We start from the raw sequence: 25,963 nt of genomic DNA, 5'->3' as shown, positions 1-25,963 counted from the left end.
GACCGGACACGGCGTCAACCTGGCGTACTGACGCTCGTCAGGTCGGGCTGGGTCCACTCGAGCACGAGCGCCGCGGTCTCCACCGGGACATCGAGCTGCGGGCAGTGACCGACCCCGTCGAGCTCGACTCAGTCGGCCCCGACGAGCTCGCGCTGCCAGCGCCGTGCCGCCGACGGCCACGGCAGCAGCCGGTCCTCCCGTCCCCACACCACCCGCACGGGGCACCGCACCGCGGCGGCCTGCAGCGGCCAGCCGTGCTCGCGCGCGGCGGCGATCAGCGCCGGACCGCCCGTGCACCCCGCCGGGGCCCGCACGAGCGCCGCGACGAGCCGCGCCGGCAGGTCCTCCCCGCGCTCGCAGACCAGGGCCGTCGCGCGGCGCCGCCCCTCGGGCGTGGCGGCGATCACGTCGGCGTGCGCCGCGCCCGCGCGCGCCAGCGCCAGCAGGCGCGCCTGACGGTCGAGGGTCGCCGCGGGGCCCGGCCCCTCCCCTGCGCCCCACCCGCCGGCCGGCGCCAGCGCGACGACGCTGCGCGCCCGCCCGCGCTGCGCCAGGCACAGGGCCAGGTAGCCCCCGAGCGAGGACCCGACGACGTCGACCGTCCCGTGCCCGGCCGCGTCGAGCTGCGCCTCGACGGCGTCGACGAGCGCGTCGGCGGACGGCGGATCCGGCAGCGGCGGCCCGCCGAGGTGCCCGGCGAGAGCGGGCGCGAGCAGGGTGTGGTGCGCGGCCAGGCGCGGCGCGAGCAGGTCCCAGGTGCACGGGGCGTCGGCGAACCCGTGCAGGAGCAGCAGCGGCGGCCGGTCGGCGCGCACCGCGGGCGGCGTCAGTCGTCGTCGCGGCCCGGGGCCGCCGGTGCGCGCCGCTGACGGATCCGGACCGCCTCGATGCGGTTCTCGCGCACCGACTCGACCCGGATCGAGAAGCCGTTGGCGGTGATCGTGTCGCCGCGCTTGGGCAGCCGTCCCAGCTCCGCGAAGACGAACCCGCCGACCGAGTTGTAGGCGTCGGTGTCGACCGGGAGCTCGAGCCCGTGGTCGGTGAGATCGGTGACCGCGACGTGCCCGCGCACGAACCAGTCGCCGTTGGCGAGCTGGCGGATCTCGCCGCCCGCCGGGTCGGTCTCGTCGTCGATCTCCCCGACGACCTCCTCGACGATGTCCTCGACGCTGACGATGCCGGCGACGCGGCCGTACTCGTCGACGACGACCGCCAGCGACGAGCGGCTGCGCTGCAGGTCGTCCAGGGGCTTGGTCTCCGGCACGATCGGCGCGTCCTTGACGAGCCCCTCGATCGACGCCTGCGGCCCCTCCGCCATCAGCTGGCGGGCCAGCGAGTTGGAGTGCACGATGCCCTTGACCCGGTCCTGGTTGTCGTCCTCGGTGACGAGCAGCCGCGTGTGGCCGGAGCTGATGCAGCGCCGCAGCGCGGTCTCGACGTCCTCGCTCGTGTCCACGGTGACGACCGCGGGGATCGGCGTCATGACCTGACGGGCCTCCTGCTCGTGGAGGTGGAAGACGCCCGAAAGCATCACCGCCTCCCCCGGGTCCAGGCGGCCGACGTCGCCCCACTTGTCGATCAGGACCCGCAGCTCCTCCGGGCTCGGACCGTCCTCGAGCTCGGCGTCCGGGTTGATCTTCACCGCGCGCAGCATCCCGTTGGAGGCCGAGTTCAGCGCCGCGATGAACGGGCGCATGCCGATGTTGAACCAGCGCAGCGGCCGCGCGATCCGCACCGCGATGTCCTCCGGACGGACGATCGCGTAGATCTTGGGCACCTGCTCGCCGACGGTGATGTGCGCGGAGGTGACGATGATGTACGCGATCGCGATCGACAGGCCGACCGCGACGCCGTGGGAGAGCGCGTCGCCGAACAGCGGCTCGACGAGCTCGGCGATCGCGGGCTCGCCGAGGAACCCGATGCCCAGCGACGCGAGCGTGATCCCGAACTGGCAGGCCGACAGGTACTCGTTGAGGTCCTCGTGGACCTTGAGCGCCAGCGCGGCGCCGCGGCGGCCGTCCTGCGCCATCTCCTCGAGCCGGTTCGGCCGCACGCGGACGAGCGCGAACTCGGCCGCGACGAAGAACCCGTTCACGAGGACGAGCAGGAGGACCGCGACGAGCAGCAGCGCGGTCATCGGGCGCTGGCGCGGGCCTGCGGATCAGGCGGTCCGGGGGTCGGCCCGGACTTCGAGGGCGATCGTCGTTCATGGAGCGACGCGGCAACGGTACCGCAAAGCCCGGGTGGCCTCAGCGCACGCGCGACGGGGCCGCCCGGGTCAGGTAGATCTGCGACGGGCCGTCCCGCTCGTCCTCCCAGGCGACGATCACCCGGCGGCGGGTGACCGCGACCGCGGGGCGCCACTGGTTCGTCCCCGCGCGGCCGGTGTCGTCGACGCGCACGGGCCGCCGCGCGGTCCGTCCGGGCGTGAGCCGCGTGATCCGCACGTCACCCGGCCCGTCGGCGTGGTCCTGGAAGGCGACGAGCACGTCCCCGCCCGGGACGGCCGCGATCGCGGGCGCGAACGCGCTCGCGGGGGTGCGCCCGCGCCCGTCGACCTGCACCGGGAGACGGTCGCCGGCCGCGGCGACGACGTCGTGCTGGCGCGAGGCGACCGTCGCGCCGCGCAGCTCCTTCTCCCAGCGGGTGTGGGCGATCACGACGGGGCCGCCGCCCGCCGGGTACGCGGCCCGGGGCGTGTCGTCGAGCGCCTCCACCTCGGCCGCCGTCCGGGAGACCGGGCGCAGCGGCCCGAACGTCGCGCCGCCGTCGGCGGACTCGCGCGCCACGGTGCGCCAGTCGTAGGTGCGGAAGTCCAGCCAGGCGACCGTCACGCGGTCGCCCGCGGCCGCGACCGTCGGGGCCCAGGCGTGGTCCAGCGACGCGGCGAGCGGGACCGGCGCGGGCGCGTCGTCGAGCCGGCGGGCGTCGAGCACCGCGCCGCCCTCCAGCCGCGCGGTCCACAGCTGCGCCTGCGCGCGGTCCTCGGTCGCGAAGCGGCCACGCTCGTCGATCCAGGCGACGACCGCCCGTCCGGGGCCGGTCGCCGCGATCGCCGGACGCCACTGCGCCGCCCCCGCGGGCGCGTCGGCCCCGACCGCGACGGGGGCCCGAAGCGCCGTCCGCCGTCGTCCGAGCGGCTGACGTAGACCCGCCAGGTGCCGCTGCTGTCGTCCTGCCAGGCCACCCAGACCGTGCCGTCCGGACCGGTGGCGACGGCGGGCCACCACTCGCGCACCGCCCCGGCCGGCCGACCGGTCGGCCGCACGCGCGCCGACCAGCTCGCCCCCTCGGTGGTGGAGCGCACCAGCGCGATCTGGTCGCGTCCGGCGCCCTGCTCCTCGAAGACTGCCCAGGCGGCACGGCCGCGGGCGGCCAGCGCGACGTTGCGCTGCGCCGTGGCGGCACGCGCCAGCGGACGGTCCGCGGTGAAGACGCGCCCGCGGGCGCGCGGGCGGCGCGGCACAGGACGCAGCCGCGGCGGGTCACCGACCTGGACGTCCGCGAACAGGACGCCCTCGACGTGCCCGTTCTCGCACGGGGCCGGGACGGTCCGGGAGGCGCAGCGCACGCCGCTGCCGGGCAGCAGCGCCTCGCCTGCCTGTCCGAGGCGCGCGCGCCGCTCCACGAGCGGCTCGCCGGGCCGCGCCGGGTCCGGCACGACCCACGGCGACACGGCGACGAGTCCGGGCATCCGGTCCTGGCCGAGCAGCGCGCCGCCGGGCTCGGTCCGCGACCGGGGCTTGCGCATGATCGCCTGCTGGTTGTCGGCGGAGAAGTCGAACAGGTTGCCGGTGAGCTCGGGCAGCACGAGCGTCTCGATCGACGGGTGGCGCAGCACGTCGCTGTAGCCGGAGGCACGGATCGTGTCGGGCGCCCAGGGACCGTCGCGCCGCACCGTGTCGCCGACGAAGAACTCGGGCTGGACGAGGACCTCGACGCGGTCCTGGTCGAGCTTCGCGGTGACGTCGGGCATCCACGCGTCCTTCGACGTCACGACGCCGAGGCGGCCGACCGGCGTGGCGACGGCCCGCAGGCCGCTCACCGGACCGGGCGCGAGGTCGAGGGAGCCGGGCAGCTCGACCGGCGTCAGGTACGCCTTCACCTGCCGGGAGATCAGCCGGCCGTCCGGGTCGAAGACGAGCGCCATGTTCACGGGCTCGGGCGTCGTCGCCTCGTACGCGTAGGTGCGCGTGAGGTCCTCGGGGGCGCGCAGCAGCGCGACCGCTGCCGGGTCCTCCTGCGCGCACGGCTCGCCGCCGGGCGGCGGCACGTACGTGGCGCGGTCGACGCAGACGATCCGCCAGTCGCGGGCCATGTTCACGCCCGCGACAAGATAGGCGTCGCTGCGGTCGGCGAGTTCGGCGAACGTCTCGACCGCGACGTGCGCGAACGTGTCGGTGAGCGCGGTCGCGAGCAGGCGCGTCGGCGGGAACGGCCGACCCGCCAGCGCCGGGAACCGCGACTGGTAGTAGGCGGCCTGCGGCGCGTAGGTGGCGAGCAGCCCGACGATCGAGGTGGCGATGTCGGTCGCCGAACGGGCGGTCACGCCGCGCACGCCGGTGAAGGCGGCGAGCAGCCCGAGGTCCTCCGGCAGCGTGACGAGGTCGCGCGCCGTCGCGACCGCGCGCGCCGGGTCCGCGGGGCCGAGGAGGTGCGAGGCGACGTCGTCGGCCCCGTCCTGGATCGGGACCCCGGCGGCCGCGGCCGCCGGCCGCTCGCGCGCGTCGGCCAGGCCCAGGAGCTTCGCGCGGAACGTCGCGCGGTCCTGCAGCCACGACGGGTCGATCTTCGGGCCGACCGCGAAGACCCGCACGCGCTTGGCGTCCGCCGGACCCGCCGCGAGGGCGCAGAGGACGGCCGCGGCGACCGCGGCGAGGACGACGCGCACGCTCACCCGAGCTCGTCGATCGCGGCGACGAGCGCGAGATCGGCGGCGGTGATCCCGCCCTCGGAGTGGGTGGAGACCCGCAGCCGCACGGTGTTCCAGCCGTGGACCTCGAGATCGGGATGGTGGTCGCGCGCCTCGGCGACCTCGGCGACGCGGTTCACGTACGCGATCGCGGCGGCGAAGTCCGCCACGGTGCGCTCGAGCACGAGCTCGGCGCCCGCCCGGCGCCAGTGGGGACGGTCCGCGAGGGCCCGGTCGATCTCGTCGTCGTGCAGCAGTGCCATATCGTGTGGAGGGTATGCGGATCGTCAGCCTCGTGCCCCACGCGACCGAGCTGCTCTTCGCGCTCGGGCTCGGCGACCAGGTGGTCGCCGTGACCCACGAGTGCGACCACCCGCCGCAGGCGCGGGAGTTGCCCACCGTCACGCGCGACCGCCTGCCCGCCGGGCTCTCCCCGGGGAGATCGACGCGGCGGTCCGCGCGAGCACCCAGGAGGGCGAGGCGATCTACACGCTCGACGAGGAGCTGCTGCGCGAGCTCGAGCCCGACCTGATCGTCACGCAGGAGCTCTGCCCCGTCTGCGCGGTGAGCTTCGACGAGGTCGAGGGCATCGCCAAGGAGCTGCCCAGCTGCCCGAAGGTCCTCGCGCTCGACCCCAAGACGTTCGGCGAGACGATGGGCGACATCCGGACCGTCGCGCAGGCGACCGACAGCAAGCGGGCCGCCCTGGACCTCGTCGAGCGCCAGCGACGCCGCGTCGACGCCGTGAAGATCGCGGTGAAGGACGCGCCGCGGCGCACCGTCGTGGCGATCGAGTGGTTCGACCCGGTGTACATCGCCGGGCACTGGACGCCGCAGCTGATCGAGCTCGCCGGGGGCGTCGACCTGCTCGGCTTCGCCGGGGAGCACAGCGAGGTCGTCACGTGGGAGCAGGTCACGGCGGCGCAGCCGGACGTGATCATCTGCATGCCCTGCGGCTACGACGCCTACCAGTCGCTCGAGCAGGCGCAGCCGTTCCGCGAGCAGCTCGCCGCCACCGGGGCCGACACGATCGTCGCCGTCGACGCGGCCGCGTACTTCTCGCGCCCGGGCCCGCGGCTCGTCGACGGGCTGGAGCTGCTCGCCCACGTGCTGCACCCGACGTGCGTACGCGAGGCACCGGGGGTCGCGCTGCCGGTGCTCGACGGCGCGCCCGCGTGACGCGGACCGCGCTCTACCTGCACTCCTCGGCGGGCCGCTACGGCGCCGACCGCCAGCTGCACGCGATCGCGACCGGCCTGGACCCCGACCGCTGGCGCGCGCTCGTGGTCCTGCCCGAGGAGGGCGAGCTCGCCGAGGACCTGCGCGCCGACGGGGTCGAGGTGCTCGTGCGGCCGCTCGCGGTCCTGCGCCGCTCGATCATGTCCCCCGCCGGCGTCGGACGGGTCGCCGCGGCGTGGGCGGCGGACGCGGGCGGCCTGGGCCGGCTCGCCCGCGCGCGCGACGTGGCGCTCGTGCACACGAACACGTCGGTCACCCTCGGCGGGGCGGCCGCGGCGCGCGTCGCGGGCGTCCCCCACGTCTGGCACGTGCGCGAGATCTACACGGGGTTCGAGCGCTGGTGGCCGGGCTACCGGCGGCTGCTGCTCACCGCCGACGCCCTGCCGTGCGTGTCCCGCGCGACCTGGGTGCAGTTCGAGGGCGCCCCGGAAGCCTCGATGCTGCCGGACGGGCTGGCGATCGACCCGCAGCGCGCCGAGCGGGCCGCGGCGCGCGCGGCGCTCGGCGTGCCGCAGGACGCGGTGGTCGTCGCGGTGCTGGGTCGCATCAGCGGCTGGAAGGGACAGGACGTCCTCGTCCGGGCGCTCGGGCACGGGCCGCTCGCCGCCCGCGGGGACGTCGTCGTGCTCGTCGCCGGGGAGCCGTGGCGCGGCGAGGAGCGCCACCTGCGCGAGCTGCACGAGATCGCGGCCGGGCTCGGCGTGGGCGGGCGCGTCGTGCACTGCGGCTTCCGGCCGGACGTCGACACGGTCTACGGGGCGGCGGACGTCGTGGTCGTCCCCTCCAAGCAGCCCGACCCGTTCCCCAACGCGGCGCTCGAGGCCGCCGCGGCCGGCTGCTGCGTCGTCGCCAGCGCGCACGGCGGCCTGCCGGAGATGCTGCGCGACGGGGGAGACCGGCGTGCTCGTGCCCCCGGGCGACCCGGCCGCGCTGGCGGCCGCGCTCGGGGACCTCGTCGACGATCCGGCACGCCGCGACGCGCTCGGCGCGGCCGCCCGCGAGGACGTGCGCCGCCGGTTCTCGACGCAGCTGATGCTCGACCGCATCCAGGGGCTGTACGACCACCTCGCGCGCCGCTGAGCGCGGCGCCTCGCGGCCTCAGCCGCGCACGCCGGGCGGCAGGCCCGCGTCGGCGGCGACCACGCCGACGACGGCGAACACGACGCACAGCACGATCAGCCCCGCGATGCCGTACGGCCGACGCTGCTTGCTGGAGGTCTGCTGGATCAGCGTGATCGCGATCGCGCCGCCGATCAGGCCGCCGATGTGCCCGCCGATCGAGATGTTGAAGCCGGGCACGAAGGTGATCACGAGGTTCAGCAGGATCAGCGGTCCGATCCCGGACGCCATCGGGTCGAAGCCGCGCTGACGCAGCTCCAGGAACGCGGCGGCCATCAGCCCGAACACCGCGCCGGACGCGCCGACGGTCACCGCGTTGGGCTCCACGAGGAGCGCGCCGGCGGACCCCGCCAGCAGCGAGGTGAAGTACAGCAGCCCGAACCGCACCTGACCGAGCGCGGGCTCGAGCAGGTTGCCGAGCATCCACAGCAGGTACATGTTGAAGCCGAGGTGGATGAGGCCCGAGTGCAGGAAGCCGCCGGTGATCAGCCGCCAGTACTCGTGGTCCAGCGCGATCAGCGGGCCGAACAGCGCCCCGCGCTCGAACAGCTGGTTGCCGGCGCCACCGGCGCCGACGGAGCCGCTCGCCAGCCCGGCGATGACGCACACCGCGATCAGGACCGGGGTGAGCTGCACCGCCGCCTGCACGTTCTGGATCGTGCGGACCTGGGTGCGGTCGCGGCTGCACTCCGGGCAGCGCATCCCGACCGGCGTCGAGGTCATGCAGTCGGGGCAGATCGGCCGCCCGCAGTTCGAGCAGGAGACCCGGGTCTCGCGGCTCGGATGCCGGTAGCACGTCTGCGCGGACGTCGAGGTCGCCATGCGCGACTCAGCGTAGCCGTGGGGGCGTCACGCCGCCGTCACGCGAGCGTGGCGGCGACGATCGGCGCCGAGGTGGGCGCCATGCTGCCGCCGCTCGGCTCGGCCGTGACGAGCAGCTGGTCGACGCCGTCGACGCCCTCGTCGATCTTCACCGCCGCCCGGCCGTCCGGCCGCACCGTGAAGAGGGTGTGCGTCGGCAGCGGATCCTGGCCGGAGCGCTTGAGCCACACCTGGTAGACCCGGCCCGTGGGAGCCGCCGGGAGGCCGCGCACGTGCAGCGTGGCACGGCCGTCCTGCAGCGCGACGTTCGCGGTCGCGCCGGGTGCGGCGGCGACCTGGGCGGGCACGGTGCGGATCGGGCCCGGACCGTCGTCGCCGCCGAGCAGCAGGCCGCCCCCGACGCCCGCCAGCACGAGCACGGACGCCGCGGCCGCGGCGAAGCCGGGCGAGACGCCCCAGCTCGGCCACCAGATCCGGTCGCGCAGCCGCATCGTGTCGCGCGGCGGCGCCACGCGGTCGGCCTCGGGGCCGGCGGCGCGCAGGAGCTGCGCCTCGGACTCCACGACCGCCATCAGACGCGTGCGGATGTCGGTCGGGGGCACGAGCTGCGGGGCCGCCATCGGCAGCTGGTCCGCGACGATCTGCAGCTCCTCGACCTCGGCCCGGCACGACGCGCAGGACTCGAGGTGCCGGGCGAACCGGAGACGCTCCCCGTCGCTCAGCGCCCGCAGGACGTAGGCGCCGGCCTCGTCGCCGAACTCGCAGGTGCTGCCGAAGATGCCGAAGGGCTCGCTCATGAGGGGATCTCCTGCAGGCCTCCGAGCTGCCCGCGCATCTTCTCGAGGCCGAGCCGCATGCGGCCCTTCACGGTCCCGATCGGGGTTTCGAGCATCGCGGCGATCTCGCTGTGGGTGAAGCCGCCGAAGTAGGCCAGCTCGATGACCTTGCACTGCTCGGGCGGCAGGGTCTTGAGCGCGCTGCGCACCTCCTGGGCCTCGCTGCGGCGCGCGACCTCGACGTCGGTGCGGTCCTTCGCCTCGAACCGCTCCTCGATGCCCTCGTCCGACGCGCGGCGCCGGTCGTGGACGACGCTGCGGCGCAGCGAGTCGATCGCGCGGTTGTGGACGATGCCGAGCACCCAGGTGCGGACGCTGCCGCGGCTGCGGTCGTAGCGCGCGTTGGAGCGCCACAGGCTCAGGAACGCCTCCTGGACGACGTCCTCCGCCTGGTTGCGCGCGCCGGTCATCCGGTACGCGAGCGAGAAGGCGGCCGTGGCGTGGCGCTGGTAGATGAGGTCGAACGCTCCGGGCTCGCCCTGGCGGACGAGCTGCATGAGGTCCTCGTCGGCGAGGTCGCTGAACGGGGCGCTCACCGGGGATTGGCTACGTCGGACGAGGGGCATCCTGCGAGTTCTTCGCGTCGGGCCGTCGCCCGGATCAGTGGCATGGTGCCAAGTATCGCGGGTTGCGCCTCAGGCGGGGTCGGGCTGGCGCACGATGCCCTCGAGCTGCTTGATCGCGCGGTGGATCAGGACCTTCGTGGCCCCGTCGGTGCGACCCATCGCCCGGGCGATCTCGCGGTTGTCCATGCCGAGCGCGAAGCGCATGATCAGCGCCTCCCGCCGGTCGTCCGGCAGCTCCTGGATCCCCTCCAGGATGCGGGCCAGCTCGTCCCGGCCCTCGACGAGGTCCTCGGTGGTGTGGACCGCGGAGATCACGGTCGTGTCGTCGATCGGCGTCTGCGGCTTGCGCGAGCGGTCCCGGTAGAGGTTGGCCGCGAGGTTGTGCGCGATGCGGATCAGCCACGGGCGCAGCGGCCGCCCGTCGGACTCGGCCAGGGCGCGCTCGAAGTGCCGGTAGGCCTGCAGGAACGTCTGCTCGGTGAGGTCCTCGGCGTCGTGGTGGTTGCCCACGCGGTAGTACGCGTACGAGTACACGTCCCGCAGGTGCGCGCGGTAGAGCTCGGAGAACTCGTGGTCGAGCTGCGCCTTGTCCACCGGCGCAGCCTATCCCGCGGGCCGGGACGCCGCTCAGCGGCGGTCGAGCAGGCGGCGCGCGTCGTCGGCGAGCGCGCGGGCGGTCTGCTCCACGAACTCGAGCGCGTTGTCGGAGCTCGCGAGCCGCGCCTTCTGGCGGTTGCGGACCCGCAGCACGACGAGCGCGGCACCCGCCGCACCACCGATCGCGGTCGCCGCGACGGGGCGCACCCAGTTGCGCGGGTCGCGCATCGCGCCGAGCTCCCACGCCTCGAGCTCCTCCCCGGCGAGGCCGGCGAGGTTGCTGAGCGTCTGCTCGAACCGCTCGGAGAGGTTCGGCGGCGGCTCGACCGGCGCGAGGGCGCGGGCGAGCAGGTGCTCGAAGTCGATGTCGCTGAACGCGGTCTCGCTCATGGGGGGATCTCCTGCGGGCACGCGTCTCGCTCCGGGACGGGGCTTACGCCGCGCGGCGCCTCGTGGTCTTCGTGGGGGTCGTGACGCCGCGCGCCCAGGCGTCGGCGTCGGCGCGACCGTCGACGACGGCCGCGAGCCCTGCGAGCGTCGGGGCCTCGAGGCCCTCGGCGGCGATCGCGGTGGCCAGCAGCGGCAGCGCGTCGAGCGACTCGACGGCCTGGCCGAGCCGCGGCGCGATGTCGTGGCCGGGCACGCCGGCGGCGAGCAGCTCGCCCGCGCGGCGGTTGCGGCTGCCGGCCGCGACCACGGTGGCGACGAGATCGCCGGCACCGGCGAGGCCCGCGAACGTCTCGGGCCGCGCGCCGCGGCGGCGCGCGTACGCGTCGACCTCGGCGAAGACCTTGCCGGCGGCGGCCCCGGCCGCGTTGGGCCCGGCCGACGCGGCCGCCGAGGCGGCCAGCACCGCGGCGTTCTTCGCCGCGCCGGCGAGCTCGGCGCCGGTGATGTCGGTGGTGGTGCTCACGTCGAGGTCGCAGCGCTGCAGCAGCTCGGCGAGCTGCCGGGCGAAGCCGCGGTCGGCGCTCGCCGCGACGAGCGAGGCCCCGGCGGCCAGGGCGTCGGCGGCGTGGCCGGGACCGGCGAGGCACGCCACGGCGCGGGCCGAGCAGCGCTGCGCGACGTAGTCGCTCGGGGAGACCGGGTGCTCGGGGTCGTGGCCGACGAGCCCCTTGGAGAGGACGAGGACGCCCGAGCGCGCGGTGATGTGCTCGCCGTGGGCCGCGATGGTCGCGGGCAGCGCGCGGGTCGGGACGGCGAGGACGACGAGGTCGTGCGCGGTCAGGTCGAGGTCGGCGGCACGACCGACGGTGATGCCGGCGTCGAGGGTCACGCCGGGCAGGTACGCGGCGTTCTCGCGCGCGCCCGCCAGCGCGGCGGCCTGGTCCGCGGTGCGGCAGCCGAGGTCGACGGCGACACCCGCGCGCTGGAGCGCGACCGCCATCGCCGTGCCCCAGGAGCCGGCGCCGATGACCGCGGCGCGACGGATCGGCGGGAGGCCGCCGAGCCACTCCCACTGCAGCGACACGCACGGCCAGATCCGCTCGGTCACCGCGGCGGCGAGCTCGGGCGACGGGGTCTGCACGGTCGGGAAGCGCAGCGGGCTGCCGGCACGGACGCGGACCTTGTGCGGCCGGATCCGCCAGCCGCGGCGGATCGTCTCGGTGCCGATGATCGCGACCGGCACGACCGGGGCGCCGGTCTCGAGCGCGAGGCGGCCGACCCCGCGACGCGGCGCGCCGAGCGTGCCCGGGCGGACCCGCGTGCCCTCGGGGAAGATCAGGACGCCGTCGCCACGCTCGAGGATCGCGCGGGCCGTGGCCATCGCGTCGCCGTCGCCGTTGCCACGGTCCACGGGGAAGGCCCCGAGGCTGTTGAGGAACCAGGCGGTGAGGCGCTTCTCGAACAGCTCCTTCTTCGCGACGAAGTAGATCGGCCGGCGCGCGAGCGTCGCGATGATGAACGGGTCGAGGAAGCTGCGGTGGTTGGCCGCGAAGATGACCGGCCCCTCCTGCGGCACGTGCTCCCGCCCGACCCGGCTGAGCCGGAAGTAGAGGTGGAAGAACGGCTGGAAGAGCGCGCGGACGATCCAGTACACGAAGGGATTGACCCCCTTCGTCCGGGCGCGGTCCAGGAGGGCGGAGTGATCCATCGCTTGGACTACCCGCCGTGATCGCCCCCGGTTACAGGGGAGTATGCGGGGTATGCCGACCGATCCTGCCCGCATCGCCCGCGGCGCCGCCGCGGGCGCCGTCGCCGCCACCGTCTGGGCCCTGCAGCAACCCGCCGATCAGCGGGTGTTCGGGGTCGCCTACGACGACACGGAGCTGCTGGGCAAGCTCGTCACGCGCGGGCCCGCGTGGCGCCCGGTCGGGTTCGCGATGCACGTCGCCAACGGGGCGGCGTTCGGCGCCGGGTACGCGGCGGTGCGCGACCGCCTGCCGCTGCCCGCGGCGGCGCGCGGCCCGTTCGTCGCGATGGTCGAGAACGTGGCCTCGTGGCCGGGCGTCGCGGCCGCCGACCGGCTGCACCCGGCCCGCGACGAGCTGCCGAAGCTCTGGCGCACGCCGGGGGCGTTCCCGCAGGCGACCTGGCGGCACCTGCTGTTCGGCGTCGTGCTGGGCGAGGTCGAGCGCCGGCTCAACCGGTAGCGCGCTGCGCGTCGTCGTCGTCGCGGACGGCGCGCGGCTCCATCCCGTCGGCGACGTTGCGCTCGATCAGCGCGGCGGCGTCCGGCTCGAGGTCCCCGAAGGAGAGCTTGCGCCCGGCGTGGGTGACGAGCCGGACGACCGCGCGGCGACGCAGCGGCCGACGGACGCGGTGGCCGACCTCGGCCACGTCGGCGAGCCGCAGCACGTGGACGCGCGGGCTGAACGTGTGCACCGGCGCCCAGAGCAGCCGGCCCGCGGTCACCGCGAGGACGACCTGCGGGCTCTGCCAGGTCGACGGCCGGGCGACGAGGCGCACGTCCTCGAACGGGTGCAGCGCGCCGAGCAGCTCGGGCGGCAGCGCCTCGCGCATGCGCTCCGACAGCCAGCTGCCCGGCGCGGGGCGCCGTCGCGGCGGCTCGGGTGCGGCGGGACGGTCGGGCTCCTCGCCGGCCGAGCGGATCGCGTCGTAGGCGGCGTTGATCTGCGCCATCCGGGCGTGGGACGCCGCGCCCCCGGCCCCCGGGAGGTCCGGGTGCCACTGCTTCGCGAGCTCCTTGTAGGCGCGGGCGACGTCCTCGTCGCTCGCGTCGGCGGTGAGGCCGAGGACGGCGTAGGGATCCAAGGAGCCGGAGGACGGGTTCGAACCGACGACCTATCGCTTACAAGGCGATTGCTCTACCAGCTGAGCTACTCCGGCGCGGCCGGTCCAGCGTACCGCCACCCTGCAGCCACCCCCACCCCCGCGACGGGTCGTCCCCCCTTCCCGTCGCGCGTCCGCGCGCCTAGCCTGCAGACGTGGTCAGCACGCATCCCGGTCCCACCCCGCTGCCGTCCTCGGCGCCGCAGGACCCGCCGAAGCCCCGGCTGCGCGGGGTCTTCCACCAGTGGTCGTTCTTCGCGGCGGTCGTGTTCGGCGTCCTGCTCGTCGGCGCGGCCGACTCCACGCGCGCCACGGTCGGCGCGTCGATCTACGCGGCGGGCGTCTGCGGCCTGTTCGGCATCAGCGCGCTGTACCACCGCCGCACGTGGGCGCCCGCGCACCGGCGCTGGATGCGCCGGGCCGACCACGCGATGATCTTCGTGTTCATCGCCGCGACGTACACGCCGATCGCGCTGCTGGTCCTCAGCGAGCCGCTGCAGACGATCATCCTCGCGATCATCTGGGCGTGCGCGGCGGGCGGGGTCGCGCTGCAGCTCATCTGGGTCGACGCGCCGAAGACGGTGCAGGCCCCGATCTACATCGCGATGGGCTGGGTGTCGATCGCGACGATGCCGCAGATCCTCGACCGGCTCGGCGTGCTGAGCGTGGTCGGGCTCGCGGTCGGCGGCGTGCTCTACACCGCCGGCGCGATCGTCTACGCGCGCGGGCGCCCGGACCCGCGGCCGCTGGTCTTCGGCTACCACGAGATCTTCCACGTCGCCGTGGTGCTCGCGGCGCTCTGCCACTACGCGGTCATCGCGTTCGCCGTGCTGCCGCGCGGCTGAGGGGTCGCGGGCGCGGGGACGCGCCGCAGCAGCAGCGCGACGCCGGCCGCGAGGAGGACGGCGACGATCGCCACGAGGTAGCCGCGGTGGGCGGCGTCGAGCGCGTCGGCGGGCGCAGGCTCCCCGACGACGGCGACGAGCAGCGCGGTCCCGATGACGGCGCCGAACTGGCGGAAGGCGCCGTTGATGGCGCTCGCCGCACCGAAGCGGTCGGCGGGCACGTCGGCGACGGCGGCGGCCCCGAAGGTCGGGAAGACGAGCCCGATCGCGATGCCGTTGAGGACCATGCCCGGCAGCCAGTGGCCGACGTAGTCGGGCTCGGCGGGCGCGGAGCCGAGCACGAGCAGGGCGGCGACGTAGACGAGGCAGCCCGGGACGATGACGGCGCGGTGCCCGAAGCGGTCGGCGAGCCGGCCGGCGGGCCCGGAGACGACGACGGTGGCGAGCGGGCCGGGCACGGTGCCCAGTCCGGCGTCGAGGACGCTGTAGCCCCAGATCTGCGTGAGGAACAGGATGTTCCCGAGGATCACGCTGAAGAAGGCGGTGGCGACGAGCAGCGTCCCGATGCTGCCGAGCCGGAACGAGCGGATGCGCATCAGCGCGGGGTCGATCACGGGGACCGGGTGGGTCAGGCAGCGCCGCACGACGACGGCCAGCGCGACGGCGGCGATCGCGAACGACGCGGCGCTCTCGGCACCGGTCCAGCCCCATTCGCGGCCCTCGACGAGCGCGAGGGCGAGGGCCCCGAGGCCGACGACCGCGATCGCGGCCCCGAGGAGATCGGGCCGGCCGCTGGCGTGCTCGTCGCGCGACTCGCGCAGGACGCGGGCACCGAGGACGACGAGCAGCGCGGTGACCGGGAGGTTGACGAGGAAGATCCAGCGCCAGTCGGCGACCTCGACGAGCAGGCCGCCCAGCGGGGGACCGCAGGCGGCGGCGAGCGCAGCCGCGGCGCCCCAGATGCCCACGGCGGTGGCGCGCTCCTCGCGCGGGAACTCGGGCAGCACGAGCGCGAGCGAGACCGGGGCGATGATCGCGGCGGCGACCCCCTGCAGGACGCGGGCGGCGACGAGCGTCTCCCAGGTCGGGGCGATCGCGCAGAGGAGGCTCGTGACGCCGAACAGGACGACGCCGACGAGGAACGCGCGCTTGCGGCCGACGCGGTCGGCGAGGAGCCCGGCGGGCACGAGCAGGGCGGCGATGACGATGAAGTAGGCGTCGAGGATCCACGACAGCTCGGAGCGGCCGGCCTCCGGGAAGGAGGCGGCGATGTCGGGGAACGTCGTGTTGACGATCGTCGTGTCGAGGAACGCCAGGAAGCCGGCGCCGGAGGCGATCGCGAGGATCGCGGACCGGCTGCGGGCGGGTGTCGGTGCGTCGGTCGTCATGGTGCCTCCAGACCCGTCGTTGCAAAAAGCAACGGGCACGGTAGGGCACGTCGTTGCGTTTCGCAACTGCGGGGTCGGACGGCGCTACGATCGGTCCGTGCGACACGACGAGCTCTTCGAGACCAACTGCGCCATCTCGCGCACCGCGGGCATCCTCGGGGAGCGCTGGATGATCAGCATCCTGCGCGCCGCGTTCTTCCGCTGCCGCACGTTCGAGGAGTACCAGCGCGCCACCGGCGTCGCGCGGAACATCCTCACCGACCGCCTCAACCGGCTCGTCGACGTCGGCGTGCTCGAGCGCCGCGCCTACGAGGAGCACGCGCGCCGCACGCTGCACGAGTACCGGCTCACCGAGGCCGGCATGGACCTCTACCCCGCGATCGCGATGCTCATGGCCTGGGGGAACAAGCACGCCGGCTTCGTGCACGGCCCGCCCGTGGAGCTGGTGCACGACGGCTGCGGCCGGGTGACCGAGCCGGTGGTGACGTGCTCGTGCTGCGGCGAGCCGCTCGACCCGCGCGAGGTCACGCCCCGTCCCGGCCCCGGGGCGACGAAGCTCGCCCCGCCGCTCGGCACGGTGGGCGCCGACGCGGCCGGCTGACGCCCGCCCACCCCCCGACCGGGGGTGTTACAGTTTGACGCGGGATGTCACAGCGTCACGCACAGGAGTTGGACCACACCCGGACCGACCCGGCCGACGACCCGTACCTCGACGCCGTCCGCGCCTGCGTCATGGCCGTCGGCGTGCGCCGCACGACCGCCACCGACGTCGCCCGCCGCGCCGGCGTCAGCCGGATGACGCTCTACCGCCGCTTCGAGGACGTCGCGGCGATGATCGCCGCGCTGATGACGCGCGAGTTCACCGGCGTCGTCCGCGACGCCGCGCTCGCCGCCGCCCACCTCGAGCCCGCCCGCGCCCGTCTCGTGCGCGCCGCCGTGCAGGGCGCCGAGGACATCGCCTCCAACGACCTCTGGCGGCGCATCCTCGACATCGACCCCGAGCTCGTCCTCCCCTACGTCACCCAGCGCCTGGGCGGCGTGCAGGAGGCCGGCCTCGCGATGCTCGCCGTCCAGGTCCAGGCCGGCATCGACGACGGCTCGATCCGCGACGAGGACCCGGCGCGGCTGGCGGCGACGATCGAGCTGACCCTCCGCGGTCACGTCCTGGCCGCCCACGCGTACACGGCGCCCGAGCGCGCCCGCACCTGCCAGGAGCTCGAGCGGATGCTCGACGGCTACCTGCGCCCCGACCCGCCGACCACCACCGGAGGCCGCTGATGCACCGCCCCGAGCGCTCCCCCACCTCGACGCCGACCGCCGCCGCCGCGACCTCGACGCGCTCGCCGACGGGCACGAGGTCGACGTCCTCGTCGTCGGCGGCGGCATCACCGGCGCCGGCGTCGCCCTCGACGCCGCCACCCGCGGGCTCAGCGTGGCGCTCGTCGAGCGCCACGACCTCGCGCACGGGACCTCGCGCTGGTCGACGAAGCTCGTGCACGGCGGCCTGCGCTACCTGGCCACCGGGGACGTCGGCGTGGCCTGGGAGTCCGCCACCGAGCGCGCGCGGATCGTCGAGACGATCGCCCCGCACCTCGTGCGGCCGCTGCCGTTCACCGTCCCGCTGACCCCCGACATCTCCCGGACCGAGGCGGCGCTCATCGCCACCGGGCTGCGGCTCGGCGACGCGATGCGCGCGGCCGCCGGCACCAGCGCCAAGCAGCTGCCGCGCACCCGCCGGATCACCGCCGCCGAGGCCCTGCGCTGGGCGCCGGCCCTCGATCCCGACGGGCTCCGCGGGGCGTACCTGCACTGGGACGCGCAGCTCGAGGACGACGCCCGGCTGGTCGTCGCGGTCGCCCGCACGGCGGCGGCGCACGGCGCGCGGATCGTCACCTACGCGGAGGTCGAGCAGGTCCGCTCCGGCGGCGCGACCGTGCGCGACACGCTCACCGGCGACCGGTTCGCGCTGCGCGCCCGGCACGTCGTCAACGCCACCGGCGTCTGGTCGGACACCCTGCACCCGGGCCTCGCCCTGCGCCCGAGCGCCGGCGCGCACCTGCTCGTCCCGGCCGCACGCCTGGGCGACCCGGCCGCGTCGGTGTCGGTGCCCGTGCCCGGGGCGTTCGGCCGCTTCGTCTTCCTGCACCCGCGGCCCGACGGGCTCGTGCTCGTCGGCCTCACCGACGAGGCGCACGCCGGCCCGATCCCGGACGAGCCGGCGGTCACCGCGCAGGACGAGGCCTTCCTGCTGCAGACCGTCTCGCGCGCGCTCGCCACCCCGCTGGGCCCGCAGGACGTCGTCGGGCGCTTCGCCGGGCTGCGCCCGCTGCTCGACCTCGGCGCAGCGGACGGCGCCACCGCCGACGTCTCGCGCCGCCACGCGGTCCTCGAGGACGCGACGACCGGCCTGGTGACCGTCGTCGGCGGCAAGCTCACCACCTACCGGCGCATGGCCCAGGACGCGGTCGACGTGATCGCGGCCCGGCCGGGCGTCGCCGCCGGGCCGTGCCGGACCGCGGCGCTGCCCCTCGTCGGCGCGCCCCCTGCCGGGTCGGCGGTCGCGCGCGGCGACCTGCCCGCGCGGCTGCCGCGTCGCTACGGCACCGAGGCCGCCGCGGTCGCCGCGCTCGCCGACGGGCGCCCGGAGCTGCTGCGGCCGCTCGTGCCCGAGGTGCCGGTCACCGGGGCGGAGTTGCTGTTCGCCGCCCGCAGCGAGGGCGCGATGACGCTCGCCGACGTGCTGGACCGGCGGACCCGCGCGGGCCTCGTCCCGGCCTGGCGCGACGCGCTGCACGACGCCGCGGCGCAGCTGCTGCCGCAGCTCGCCGCCACCGTCCCGGCGACCGCGCCGCGCGCGCGGGTCGGCGCATGAGCACCGACACCGCCGTCCCGGCGGTCACCGCGATCACCGCGATCACCGAGCGATCGGTCACCCCGGTCGGGACCGGCCCGGCCGCCGATCCCACCGCGCCGCGGATGCGGTTCTGGGGCTGGGGCACCGACGGCCACGACGAGCCGCTGCCCGCGGGGGGCGCTCGAGCTCCTGCGCCGCGAGCTCGGGGACGCCGCCGCCGACGCGACCCCACGGCCCCCCCGTTGCGCTCGAGGACGTCCGGCTCCCGGCCCCGACGCTGACCGACCAGGCGCGAGCGGCGCTCGTCGCGGCGGTCGGCGAGCCGCACGTGCGCGACGACCACGCCACGCGGGTCCTGCACGCCGCGGGCAAGAGCTACCCGGACCTCGTGCGGCTGCGCGCGGGCACGGTGCCGTCCGCCCCGGACGCGGTCGTCTACCCGGCCGACCACGACGAGGTCGCCGCGGTCCTGGCGGCGTGCGCGGAGCACGCCGTCGCCGCGGTGCCGTTCGGCGGCGGCACGAGCGTGGTCGGCGGCGTCGAGGCACTGCGCGGCCCCGGCCACGCGGCGGTCGTCACGGTCGACCTCGCGCGGCTCTCGTTCGTGCGGGAGGTCGACGCGCGCTCGCAGCTGGCCACGGTCGGCGCCGGGACGACGGGCCCGGAGGTCGAGCGGCTGCTCGCCGAGCACGGCCTGACGCTCGGCCACTACCCGCAGAGCTTCGAGTTCTCGACCCTCGGCGGCTGGGTCGCGACCCGTTCCGCCGGCCAGGCGTCGACCGGGTACGGCCGCATCGACGACCTCGTCGCGGGCCTGCGCGCGGCGACCCCGTCGGGCACGATCGCCACCTCGGCCGTGCCCGGAACGGCCGCGGGCCCCGACCTGCGCGAGCTGCTGGTCGGCAGCGAGGGGACGCTCGGGGTCATCACCGAGGTCACCGTGCGCGTGCGGCCGCGCCCCACGACGGCGCGCTACGAGGTCTGGGCGCTCCCCGACCTCGCGGCCGGCATCGAGACGCTGCGCGAGCTGCGCCAGGCGGGGATCGCCCCGGCCGTGTCGCGGCTCTCCGACGAGGAGGAGACGCGCCTGCAGCTCGCGATGGCGGGCGACTCGTCGACGGCGAAGATCGGCCGGGCCTACCTCGCCGCGCGCGGACGCGCCCACGGCTGCACGCTGACGCTCGGCTTCGAGGGCGGCGCCGACGGCGTGGCCGACCAGCGCGCCCGGGTCCACCCGGTCGTCCGCCACCACGGCGGCGTGGCGCTCGGCTCGCGGGCCGGCGAGAAGTGGCGCGACGGCCGCTTCCACGGCCCGTACCTGCGCGACGAGCTGCTGACGCGCCGCGTCCTGGTCGACACGCTGGAGACGGCGACGACCTGGGGCGACCTGCTCGACCTGTACCGGGCGGTCGGCGCGGCGATCCGCCGCGCGCTGCGCGACCGTGGCACCCCGCCCCTGGTCATGTGCCACGTCTCCCACGTGTACGCGACCGGCGCGAGTCTCTACTTCACGTTCGTCGCCGCCCAGGAGGACGGGGCCGAGCTCGAGCAGTGGCACGCGGTGAAGGCGGCGGCGGGCGACGCGATCGCGGCGGCCGGCGGCACGATCACCCACCACCACGCGATCGGCCGCGACCACGCCCCGTGGCTGGGCGCCGAGGTCGGGCCGCTCGGGCTCGACCTCCTGCGGGCGGCGAAGGCCCGCCTGGACCCGACGGGGGTGCTGAACCCGGGCAAGCTCGTCGACGCCGGGCCGCTTCCGGGCGCGGGCTGAGCTACCGCGGTCCCTCGCGCCGTCAGGCGGCGGACCGCTCGGCGGCGAGCTCGCGCACGAGCGCCTCGGCGAGCGCGGTCGCGTCGGCGACCGTGTCGTAGTCGACGTTCGCGGCGGTGTCGCTCATCAGGTGGTAGTTCGACAGCGCCTTGGTGTCGTCGACGCTGGCGATCGTGGCGGTCGGGTAGCCGCCGCGGCTGGTGATGACGCTGTCGGTGCTCGTGCGGGCGCGCAGACCGCGGCGCAGCGGGACGCCGATGCGCTCGGCGACGGCGGCGACCCGGTCGCGCCACGCGGGGTCGGTGTAGTCCTCCATGACGAACGGACCCTCCCCCTCGAGCATCACGAGGTGCGGCGAGCCGATCGTGTCGAGGTTCAGCACCGCGGTGCGGGCCGGGTCGAGCGTCGGGAAGCGGCGGGCGGCGAACGCCCGGATGCCGCCCTGGAGGCTCTCCTCCGCCCCGCAGCTGACGAGCATCACGCGCAGGCCGTCGACGGGGCGCTCGCGCAGCGCGGCGGCGAGGGCGAGCAGCGCCGCGACCGCGGTGAGGTTGTCGTTGGCCCCCGGGACGGTCGGGCTGCGCTCGATGTCGACGAAGGTCAGGACCGACAGCGCGCCGAGGCCGGCGCCCGTGCGGGCCAGGCGCGGGCGGCCGCCGAGCGCGCCGGCGACGGCGAGCAGCGGCCCGGCGACGACGGGCCACCACAGCGGCAGCGAGGTGTCGATGCGCTCGACGACGCCGGGGAAGCGGGCGGCGAACGCGCGGTGCCCGGACTGGTCGAAGACGAGACCGGTGGAGGCGGCGTCGTGGTGGGCGAGGACGACGAGCGTGCGGTCGGCCTCCGCGTCGCCGGTGACGGCGACGACGTTCTGGGTGGGCCGGCGGCGCATCGTCAGGCGGCGGAACAGCTGCGGTCCGTTGCTGACCTCCTCGACGATCCCGGCGATCGCGACGACGCCGAGCGCGGCCCCGAGGGCCCGCGTCCGCGGGCGGGGCGTGGCCGCGAGCCCGGCGGCGAGCAGGCCGACGGCGCTCTGCCCGGCGAGCGAGCGGGCGTAGCCGCCGTAGGCGGTCTCCTCGTCGACCTCGACGGCGCAGCCCGCTTCGCGCAGCCGGTCGGCGATCCAGGTCGCGGCGCGGCGCTCGCCGTCGGAGGCCGATGGCCGCTCGATCGCGGCGAGCAGCTCCACCGTGCCGCGCAGGCCGTCCCGGTCGATCGTGGTGCGCACCGCGCGACCGTAGAAGAACCTTGGACGTTTGTCCAGGTTGCTGCTAGGTTCGCCGCGTGGGGACGGAGGTCAAGACGCGGCGGGCCCGCGGGGAGCGCCGGCGCGAGGAGCTGCTGCGTGCGGCGCTGCGCGTGATCGGCGAGCGCGGCGTCGGCCAGACGACCCACCGCGCGGTTGCCGAGGAGGCCGGCGTCCCGCCCGCCACCACGACGTACTACTTCAGCTCGATCGACGAGCTGCTCGAGGAGGCGCTGCTGCTGTTCGTCCGCGAGGAGGTCCAGCGGCTGCGCGCGCTGGCCGAGCGGCTGGACGGCGGGGTCGGGACGGTCGACGAGATCGCGGCGCTGTTCGCCGTCGAGCTGCTCGGCGACGACGACGCGGGCGACCCGATGTCGCGGACGCAGACGACCGCCCAGTTCGAGCTGTACCTCGAGGCGACGCGCCGCCCCGCGCTGCGCACGGTCGCCCGCGACTGCGTGCAGGGCTACGTCGACGTCGCCGTCGCGGCGCTGCGCGCCACCGGCATCGCGGACCCCGAGCGCGCCGGCCCCTCGTTCCTCGCCCTGATCGACGGGCACGCGCTGCAGGGCCTGGCCTCCCCCGACCACGCGATCGGGGCGGACGACCTGCGGGTCGCGCTCGGTGCGCTCTGGGCGGGCTGGGCCGCGCTCGACGCGGCCTGAGCCGGCGACGCCGCGCGGGTCAGCGGGCGACCCAGGCGCCGTCCCGGCGCCCGAGGGCGACCTGCGTCTCGGCGCCGCCGGACACGACGCGGAAGACCGCCTCGTCGGCGTCGGTCCCCGGGAGGTCGAGGACCTGGACGAGATGCAGCTCGTCGATCGGCCCACCGCCGGCGGCGGCGTGGACCTCGCGGGCCGCGGCCTCCATGGTCGCGCGGTCCCAGCCCTTGTCCTGCGCGTGGGCGAGCGCGAGCTCCTCGTTGGCGCGCTCGAGGCGGGCGCGCAGGGCGCCCTCGGTCGAACGGGCGCGACGGGCCGCCCCCACGAGGCCCCCGGCGAACAGCCCCAGGACCACGACGGCGACGACGATCAGCACGACGGCAAGGACGCTCACGCTCCGGATGGTAGGGCGTCCAGGGCTCCGGTCGGCGCGCGGCCCGGGGTCTCCCCGACCCGGGCACGGCCTGACATCACGTTCGGCGCACGCCGACCGGGGCGCGCTAGTTCATGACGTTGCGCGACACGAGGTGCGTGCCGACCTTGCGCTTCACGCGCTGGAGCGCGTTGTCGACGGTCTTGGCGTCGCAGCCGAGCCGCTCGCCGATCGCCTCGTAGCTGTTGCCGTCGAGGTAGAGCGAGAGCACGCGCGACTCGAGCTCGCTGAGGACCGAGGAGAGGCACGAGACGAGCGCCTGCAGCTCCTCGGAGCTGATGACCTGGTTGACCGGGTCGTTGACGGTCGGGCCCGGGATGACCTCCTCGAGCGTCGGCTCGCCCTCGGTGGCGCTGGCCGGCGACTGCGAGAACGAGACGTACTGGTTCAGCGGGCTGTGCTTGTTGCGCGTCGCGGTCTTCACCGCGGTGATGATCTGTCGGGTGATGCAGAGCTCGGCGAAGTTGCGGAAGCTGGACTCGCGGTCGGAGCGGTAGTCGCGCACGGCCTTGTAGAGGCCGACGAGGCCCTCCTGGATGAGGTCGTCGCTGTCGCCACCGGCGAGGAAGTACGACGAGGCCTTCATCCGCACGAAGCCGTGGTACCGGCGCACGATGCGGTCGTAGGCGAGCGGGTCGCCCTGCTTGGCGAGGGCGATCAGGTAGTGGTCGTCGACCTGGACCTGACCCTGAGTTGCTGCGGAGAGACGTGCCACGAGTAGTCCTTTCGTGCCCGTCAGCAGGTGCTTCCGGGCAGGCGGAGTAACTCAGTGACGCACTCCTCCCCTGGCGCCATCTGAAACTGAATGTTCCCTGAAGCTCGCTATTGCTCGACCTCAGGTTGAACGTGATGTGGCGCGAACCTATGGCGGTTATGGGCCCTTGTCAAGGGCGGTGGACGGAATGCACGCGTCCTTGCAGACGCAGGACTACGCGGAGGTCGTGCGTCCCCGCACGATCTCGTAGAGCAGGGCCGCCGCGGCCGCGCTGACGTTCAGCGACGAGATCCGGCCGGCCAGCGGCAGCGCCACGAGCGCGTCGCAGGAGTCCGCGACCCGCGGGCGCAGGCCGGTCCCCCTCCGCGCCCATCACGAGCACGATCCCGCCCGCGTAGTCCGGGGTCGTCCACGGCACGGCCTCCGCCGTGCCGGCCGCCCCGTAGATCCAGCAGCCCGCCGCCTTGGCGTCGGCGAGGAAGTCCGCGAGGTTGCGCACGCGCGCCACCGGCAGGTGCTCGACCGCGCCCGCGCTCGCCTTCGCCGCCGCCGGGGTCACCTCGGCGGAGCGCCGCTCGGGGATGACGAGCCCGGTCGCCCCGGCGCACTCCGCGGTGCGCGCGATCGCCCCGAGGTTCTGGACGTCCTGCACCTCGTCGAGCGCGACGATGAGCGGCGCCTCGGCGGCCAGGAAGCCGGCGGCGTCGGCGTAGGGGTAGCCGTCGGCCCGCGCGCAGACGCCCTGGTGGGCGTCGGTGCCCGCCAGGCGGGTCAGCTCGTCGGCGTCGACGACGTCGACCGTCCGCGACTGCAGCCAGCCCTCGGAGCGCAGCGTCGACTGCGTCGCCCAGATCTGGTGCACGGGCCGGCGCCGCGCCCGCAGCGCCTCGTGGACCGCGTTGCGGCCGTAGAGGATCGGCCGCCCGTCGGGAGCCGTGCGCTCCTCGCCCCAGGACCGGCCGCCCGGTCCCCGCGCCTCGCCGTCGGGACGTCCACCGCCGCGCCCGGCCGGACCGCCACGGCCCGGACCGCCGCCCGGACCGCCCGGCCGTCCGCCCGGCGCTCCCGCGCCACCGGGACGACCGCCGCCCCGGGGCCCCGCCGCGCCGCCACGACCCCCAGAGCCGCCGCCGCGCGCGCCGCCACCGCCGCCGGCACCGCCGCGGCCGCCCGGCGAGCCGCCGGAGCGTCCCGCGCCCGGGGCGCCGCCACGACCGCTCCCACCACCACGGCCTCCGGCACCGCCGGAGCGCCCGCCGCCCGACCCGCCGCCGCGGCCCGACCCGCCCCGTCCACCGCCACCCCGGCCCGCGGCCGCCATCACGCGCCCCGCACGAGCTCGGCGCCGCCGGCCCCGTCGCGCACGACCCAGCCGCGCGCGGCGAGCTCGTCGCGCAGCCGGTCCGCCAGCGCCCAGTCCCGCGCCGCGCGCGCCTCCTCGCGCCGGGCCAGCAGCGCCGCGGCCTCCGCGTCCGGCCCGTCGCCGTCGCCCGCGGCGTCCAGGACGTTCGCGAGCCCGAGCACGTCGAGCATCGCCCGCAGGTCGTCCGCGCCGACCGCCTCGCCGGCGTCCAGGCGCCGGTTGGCCTCGCGCACCCAGGCGAACACGGCGGCGAGCGCCTCGGGCGTCGTGAAGTCGTCGGCGAGTGCGGCGAAGAACCGCTCCCGCTCGCCCGCGAGCTCGGCGGGCGACGCGCCGGGCGTCAGGCGGCGGCCGAGCTCGCGCAGGCGGCGGACCGTGGCCTGCGCCTGCTCCATCGCCTCGGGCGTGTACTTCAGCGGCTGGCGGTAGTGGGCGCTGCAGAAGAACGCGATGACCGCGTCGCGGCCGTAGCGCTCGAGCACGTCGGGCAGCAGGGCGATGTTGCCGGCGCTCTTGGACATCTTGTCGTCCTCGCCGCCCCCGGCCATCTGCAGCATCCCGTTGTGCATCCAGATCCGGGCGAGCTCCTCGCCGCGGCCCGCGCGGGTCTGCGCCGCCTCGTTCTCGTGGTGGGGGAACGTCAGGTCGTTGCCGCCGCCGTGGATCTCGAAGCCGAGGCCGAGGATCTCCTCCGCCATCGCCGAGCACTCGATGTGCCAGCCCGGGCGGCCGCGGCCCCAGGGGGCGTCCCAGGCGGTGTCCTCCCCCGGCTTCTGCGCCTTCCACAGCGCGAAGTCCAGCGGGTCCTCCTTGAGGTGCAGGCCGTCCCCGCCCTCCCCCCTGGTTCATGTCGTCGACCTGGCGGTGCGACAGCGACCCGTAGTCGCCGTCGGCGCGGACGCGGAAGTAGACGTCGCCCTCGGCGGCGTAGGCGGCCCCGCGCTCGATCAGCGCGGCGATCAGGTCGACGATCCCGTCGATCGTGTCGACGACCTTCGGCTCGTGGTCGGGCCGGCCGAGCCCGAGGCCGTCGGTGTCGGCCTCGTAGTGCGCGGTCATCTCGGCGGCGAGCTGCTCGCTGGGGACCCCGGCGGCCGTCGCGGCGGCGTAGATCTTGTCGTTGACGTCGGTGACGTTCGCGACGAACGTCACCGCGTAGCCCTCGTGCTGCAGGAACCGCTTGAGCAGGCTGAAGACGACGAACGGCCGCGCGTTGCCGAGGTGGATGCGCGCGTACACCGTGGGTCCGCAGGCGTAGATCCCGACCTTCCCGGGCTCCCGGGGCTCGAGCCGGGCCAGGCGCCCGGTCTTCGTGTCGTGCAGGTGGATCTCGCGCGGCATGACCCCCGATG

Annotated in this window: 26 protein-coding genes, 1 tRNA gene and 4 pseudogenes; 10 read left to right on the top strand and 21 right to left on the bottom strand. The window is 75.8% G+C overall.

What is annotated here, in order from left to right; all coding sequences use genetic code 11:
* Positions 1-128: 128 nt before the first annotated feature.
* The 5 genes from GKE82_RS22390 to GKE82_RS22370 all read right to left on the bottom strand — a co-directional run bounded on the left by GKE82_RS22390 (position 129) and on the right by GKE82_RS22370 (position 5,175).
* The gene (locus tag GKE82_RS22390; RefSeq protein ID WP_309233768.1) at positions 129-815 is read right to left on the bottom strand and encodes an alpha/beta fold hydrolase; all 687 of its coding nucleotides are present in this window, start codon (positions 813-815) and stop codon (positions 129-131) included.
* 11 nt (positions 816-826) lie between these two features.
* The gene (locus GKE82_RS22385) at positions 827-2,137 is read right to left on the bottom strand and encodes a hemolysin family protein (RefSeq protein ID WP_154734810.1); all 1,311 of its coding nucleotides are present in this window, start codon (positions 2,135-2,137) and stop codon (positions 827-829) included.
* Positions 2,138-2,249: 112 nt separating this feature from the next.
* On the bottom strand, positions 2,250-2,936 hold the full coding sequence (locus GKE82_RS22380; protein ID WP_154734809.1) for a hypothetical protein: 687 nt from the start codon (positions 2,934-2,936) through the stop codon (positions 2,250-2,252).
* The gene (locus GKE82_RS22375) at positions 2,831-4,897 is read right to left on the bottom strand and encodes a nitrilase-related carbon-nitrogen hydrolase (protein WP_154734808.1); all 2,067 of its coding nucleotides are present in this window, start codon (positions 4,895-4,897) and stop codon (positions 2,831-2,833) included. Before GKE82_RS22375 ends, GKE82_RS22380 begins: the two co-directional genes overlap by 106 nt.
* Positions 4,894-5,175: a 4a-hydroxytetrahydrobiopterin dehydratase gene (locus tag GKE82_RS22370; protein WP_107570199.1), complete on the bottom strand. Its 282-nt coding sequence runs from the start codon at positions 5,173-5,175 to the stop codon at positions 4,894-4,896. Before GKE82_RS22370 ends, GKE82_RS22375 begins: the two co-directional genes overlap by 4 nt.
* A gap of 100 nt (positions 5,176-5,275) precedes the next feature.
* On the opposite strand from GKE82_RS22370, the gene GKE82_RS22365 reads away from it, so the two are divergent.
* Together GKE82_RS22365 and GKE82_RS31015 are read left to right on the top strand one after the other, a co-directional pair.
* On the top strand, positions 5,276-6,091 hold the full coding sequence (locus GKE82_RS22365) for an ABC transporter substrate-binding protein (protein ID WP_309233767.1): 816 nt from the start codon (positions 5,276-5,278) through the stop codon (positions 6,089-6,091).
* Between the two features lie 200 nt (positions 6,092-6,291).
* Positions 6,292-7,035, top strand: a pseudogene (locus GKE82_RS31015) (glycosyltransferase); the annotation flags it as partial.
* Between the two features lie 214 nt (positions 7,036-7,249).
* On the opposite strand, the gene GKE82_RS29260 reads toward GKE82_RS31015, so the two are convergent.
* The 6 genes from GKE82_RS29260 to GKE82_RS22330 all read right to left on the bottom strand — a co-directional run bounded on the left by GKE82_RS29260 (position 7,250) and on the right by GKE82_RS22330 (position 12,189).
* The gene (locus tag GKE82_RS29260; protein WP_107570202.1) at positions 7,250-8,092 is read right to left on the bottom strand and encodes a rhomboid family intramembrane serine protease; all 843 of its coding nucleotides are present in this window, start codon (positions 8,090-8,092) and stop codon (positions 7,250-7,252) included.
* Positions 8,093-8,130: 38 nt separating this feature from the next.
* Positions 8,131-8,889 (bottom strand): anti-sigma factor domain-containing protein, encoded by a 759-nt coding sequence (locus GKE82_RS22350; RefSeq protein WP_107570203.1) that lies wholly within the window; start codon positions 8,887-8,889, stop codon positions 8,131-8,133.
* A complete protein-coding gene (locus GKE82_RS22345) occupies positions 8,886-9,464 on the bottom strand; it encodes an RNA polymerase sigma factor (protein ID WP_233243901.1) in 579 nt (192 codons plus the stop codon). The genes GKE82_RS22350 and GKE82_RS22345 overlap by 4 nt, the downstream gene beginning before the upstream one ends.
* A 99-nt stretch (positions 9,465-9,563) precedes the next feature.
* Positions 9,564-10,088: an RNA polymerase sigma factor gene (locus GKE82_RS22340; RefSeq protein WP_107570205.1), complete on the bottom strand. Its 525-nt coding sequence runs from the start codon at positions 10,086-10,088 to the stop codon at positions 9,564-9,566.
* Positions 10,089-10,121: 33 nt separating this feature from the next.
* Positions 10,122-10,481, bottom strand: coding sequence for a hypothetical protein (locus GKE82_RS22335; RefSeq protein ID WP_107570206.1), 360 nt, complete (start codon positions 10,479-10,481; stop codon positions 10,122-10,124).
* A 43-nt stretch (positions 10,482-10,524) separates the two neighbouring features.
* Complete coding sequence (locus tag GKE82_RS22330) at positions 10,525-12,189, bottom strand: 1-acyl-sn-glycerol-3-phosphate acyltransferase (protein WP_158276891.1); 1,665 nt, start codon at positions 12,187-12,189, stop codon at positions 10,525-10,527.
* A 52-nt stretch (positions 12,190-12,241) separates the two neighbouring features.
* On the opposite strand from GKE82_RS22330, the gene GKE82_RS22325 reads away from it, so the two are divergent.
* Positions 12,242-12,688, top strand: a complete 447-nt coding sequence (locus GKE82_RS22325) for a hypothetical protein (protein ID WP_107570208.1) — start codon at positions 12,242-12,244, stop codon at positions 12,686-12,688.
* Here GKE82_RS22325 and GKE82_RS22320 read toward each other — a convergent pair.
* Positions 12,678-13,310 carry a J domain-containing protein gene (locus tag GKE82_RS22320; protein ID WP_154734806.1) on the bottom strand — a complete coding sequence of 211 codons (633 nt, stop codon included), beginning with the start codon at positions 13,308-13,310 and terminating at the stop codon, positions 12,678-12,680. The genes GKE82_RS22325 and GKE82_RS22320 overlap by 11 nt on opposite strands.
* Before the next feature lie 2 nt (positions 13,311-13,312).
* A tRNA-Thr gene (locus tag GKE82_RS22315) sits at positions 13,313-13,385 on the bottom strand.
* Positions 13,386-13,483: 98 nt separating this feature from the next.
* On the opposite strand from GKE82_RS22315, the gene GKE82_RS22310 reads away from it, so the two are divergent.
* A complete protein-coding gene (locus GKE82_RS22310) occupies positions 13,484-14,173 on the top strand; it encodes a hemolysin III family protein (RefSeq protein ID WP_309233766.1) in 690 nt (229 codons plus the stop codon).
* On the opposite strand, the gene GKE82_RS22305 is transcribed toward GKE82_RS22310, so the two are convergent.
* Positions 14,134-15,561, bottom strand: coding sequence for an MFS transporter (locus GKE82_RS22305; protein WP_154734805.1), 1,428 nt, complete (start codon positions 15,559-15,561; stop codon positions 14,134-14,136). The two genes, GKE82_RS22310 and GKE82_RS22305, sit on opposite strands and share 40 nt — an antisense overlap.
* A 97-nt stretch (positions 15,562-15,658) precedes the next feature.
* On the opposite strand from GKE82_RS22305, the gene GKE82_RS22300 reads away from it, so the two are divergent.
* The 5 genes and pseudogenes from GKE82_RS22300 (at position 15,659) to GKE82_RS22285 (ending at position 20,189) form a co-directional block, all read left to right on the top strand.
* Positions 15,659-16,162: a helix-turn-helix domain-containing protein gene (locus GKE82_RS22300; RefSeq protein WP_107570212.1), complete on the top strand. Its 504-nt coding sequence runs from the start codon at positions 15,659-15,661 to the stop codon at positions 16,160-16,162.
* A gap of 44 nt (positions 16,163-16,206) precedes the next feature.
* Positions 16,207-16,839: a TetR/AcrR family transcriptional regulator gene (locus GKE82_RS22295; RefSeq protein WP_154734803.1), complete on the top strand. Its 633-nt coding sequence runs from the start codon at positions 16,207-16,209 to the stop codon at positions 16,837-16,839.
* 25 nt (positions 16,840-16,864) lie between these two features.
* Positions 16,865-18,433, top strand: a pseudogene (locus tag GKE82_RS31675) (FAD-dependent oxidoreductase); the annotation flags it as partial.
* Positions 18,430-18,696 (top strand): hypothetical protein, encoded by a 267-nt coding sequence (locus GKE82_RS29245; RefSeq protein ID WP_230316258.1) that lies wholly within the window; start codon positions 18,430-18,432, stop codon positions 18,694-18,696. The pseudogene GKE82_RS31675 and the gene GKE82_RS29245, both read left to right, overlap by 4 nt.
* Before the next feature lie 47 nt (positions 18,697-18,743).
* Positions 18,744-20,189: an FAD-binding oxidoreductase gene (locus GKE82_RS22285; protein WP_309233765.1), complete on the top strand. Its 1,446-nt coding sequence runs from the start codon at positions 18,744-18,746 to the stop codon at positions 20,187-20,189.
* Positions 20,190-20,211: 22 nt separating this feature from the next.
* Here the strand turns inward: GKE82_RS22285 and GKE82_RS22280 are convergent, their stop codons facing one another.
* On the bottom strand, positions 20,212-21,420 hold the full coding sequence (locus tag GKE82_RS22280; RefSeq protein ID WP_309233764.1) for a M28 family peptidase: 1,209 nt from the start codon (positions 21,418-21,420) through the stop codon (positions 20,212-20,214).
* Between the two features lie 56 nt (positions 21,421-21,476).
* Here GKE82_RS22280 and GKE82_RS22275 point away from each other — a divergent pair, with 56 nt between their 5' ends.
* On the top strand, positions 21,477-22,103 hold the full coding sequence (locus tag GKE82_RS22275) for a TetR/AcrR family transcriptional regulator (RefSeq protein ID WP_107570215.1): 627 nt from the start codon (positions 21,477-21,479) through the stop codon (positions 22,101-22,103).
* 19 nt (positions 22,104-22,122) lie between these two features.
* On the opposite strand, the gene GKE82_RS22270 is transcribed toward GKE82_RS22275, so the two are convergent.
* From GKE82_RS22270 to GKE82_RS30170, 6 genes and pseudogenes are all read right to left on the bottom strand, one after another.
* Complete coding sequence (locus GKE82_RS22270) at positions 22,123-22,494, bottom strand: hypothetical protein (protein WP_107570216.1); 372 nt, start codon at positions 22,492-22,494, stop codon at positions 22,123-22,125.
* Between the two features lie 106 nt (positions 22,495-22,600).
* Positions 22,601-23,248 (bottom strand): RNA polymerase sporulation sigma factor SigH, encoded by a 648-nt coding sequence (sigH, locus tag GKE82_RS22265; protein WP_107570217.1) that lies wholly within the window; start codon positions 23,246-23,248, stop codon positions 22,601-22,603.
* Between the two features lie 213 nt (positions 23,249-23,461).
* The gene (locus GKE82_RS30180; RefSeq protein WP_309233763.1) at positions 23,462-23,563 is read right to left on the bottom strand and encodes a hypothetical protein; all 102 of its coding nucleotides are present in this window, start codon (positions 23,561-23,563) and stop codon (positions 23,462-23,464) included.
* 106 nt (positions 23,564-23,669) lie between these two features.
* A pseudogene (locus GKE82_RS29240) lies at positions 23,670-24,569 on the bottom strand (TrmH family RNA methyltransferase); the annotation flags it as partial.
* Entirely contained in the window at positions 24,569-25,399 is an 831-nt protein-coding gene (locus GKE82_RS30175; RefSeq protein WP_255451106.1) for a DALR domain-containing protein, read from the bottom strand. The pseudogene GKE82_RS29240 and the gene GKE82_RS30175, both read right to left, overlap by 1 nt.
* Before the next feature lie 109 nt (positions 25,400-25,508).
* Positions 25,509-25,952: pseudogene (locus GKE82_RS30170) on the bottom strand (class I tRNA ligase family protein); the annotation flags it as partial.
* Positions 25,953-25,963 lie beyond the last annotated feature (11 nt).

Origin of the sequence: Conexibacter sp. W3-3-2, assembly GCF_009707605.1 — a bacterium.
Taxonomy (GTDB): domain Bacteria; phylum Actinomycetota; class Thermoleophilia; order Solirubrobacterales; family Solirubrobacteraceae; genus Paraconexibacter; species Paraconexibacter algicola.
This window is presented reverse-complemented; position numbering and strand designations above follow the sequence as displayed.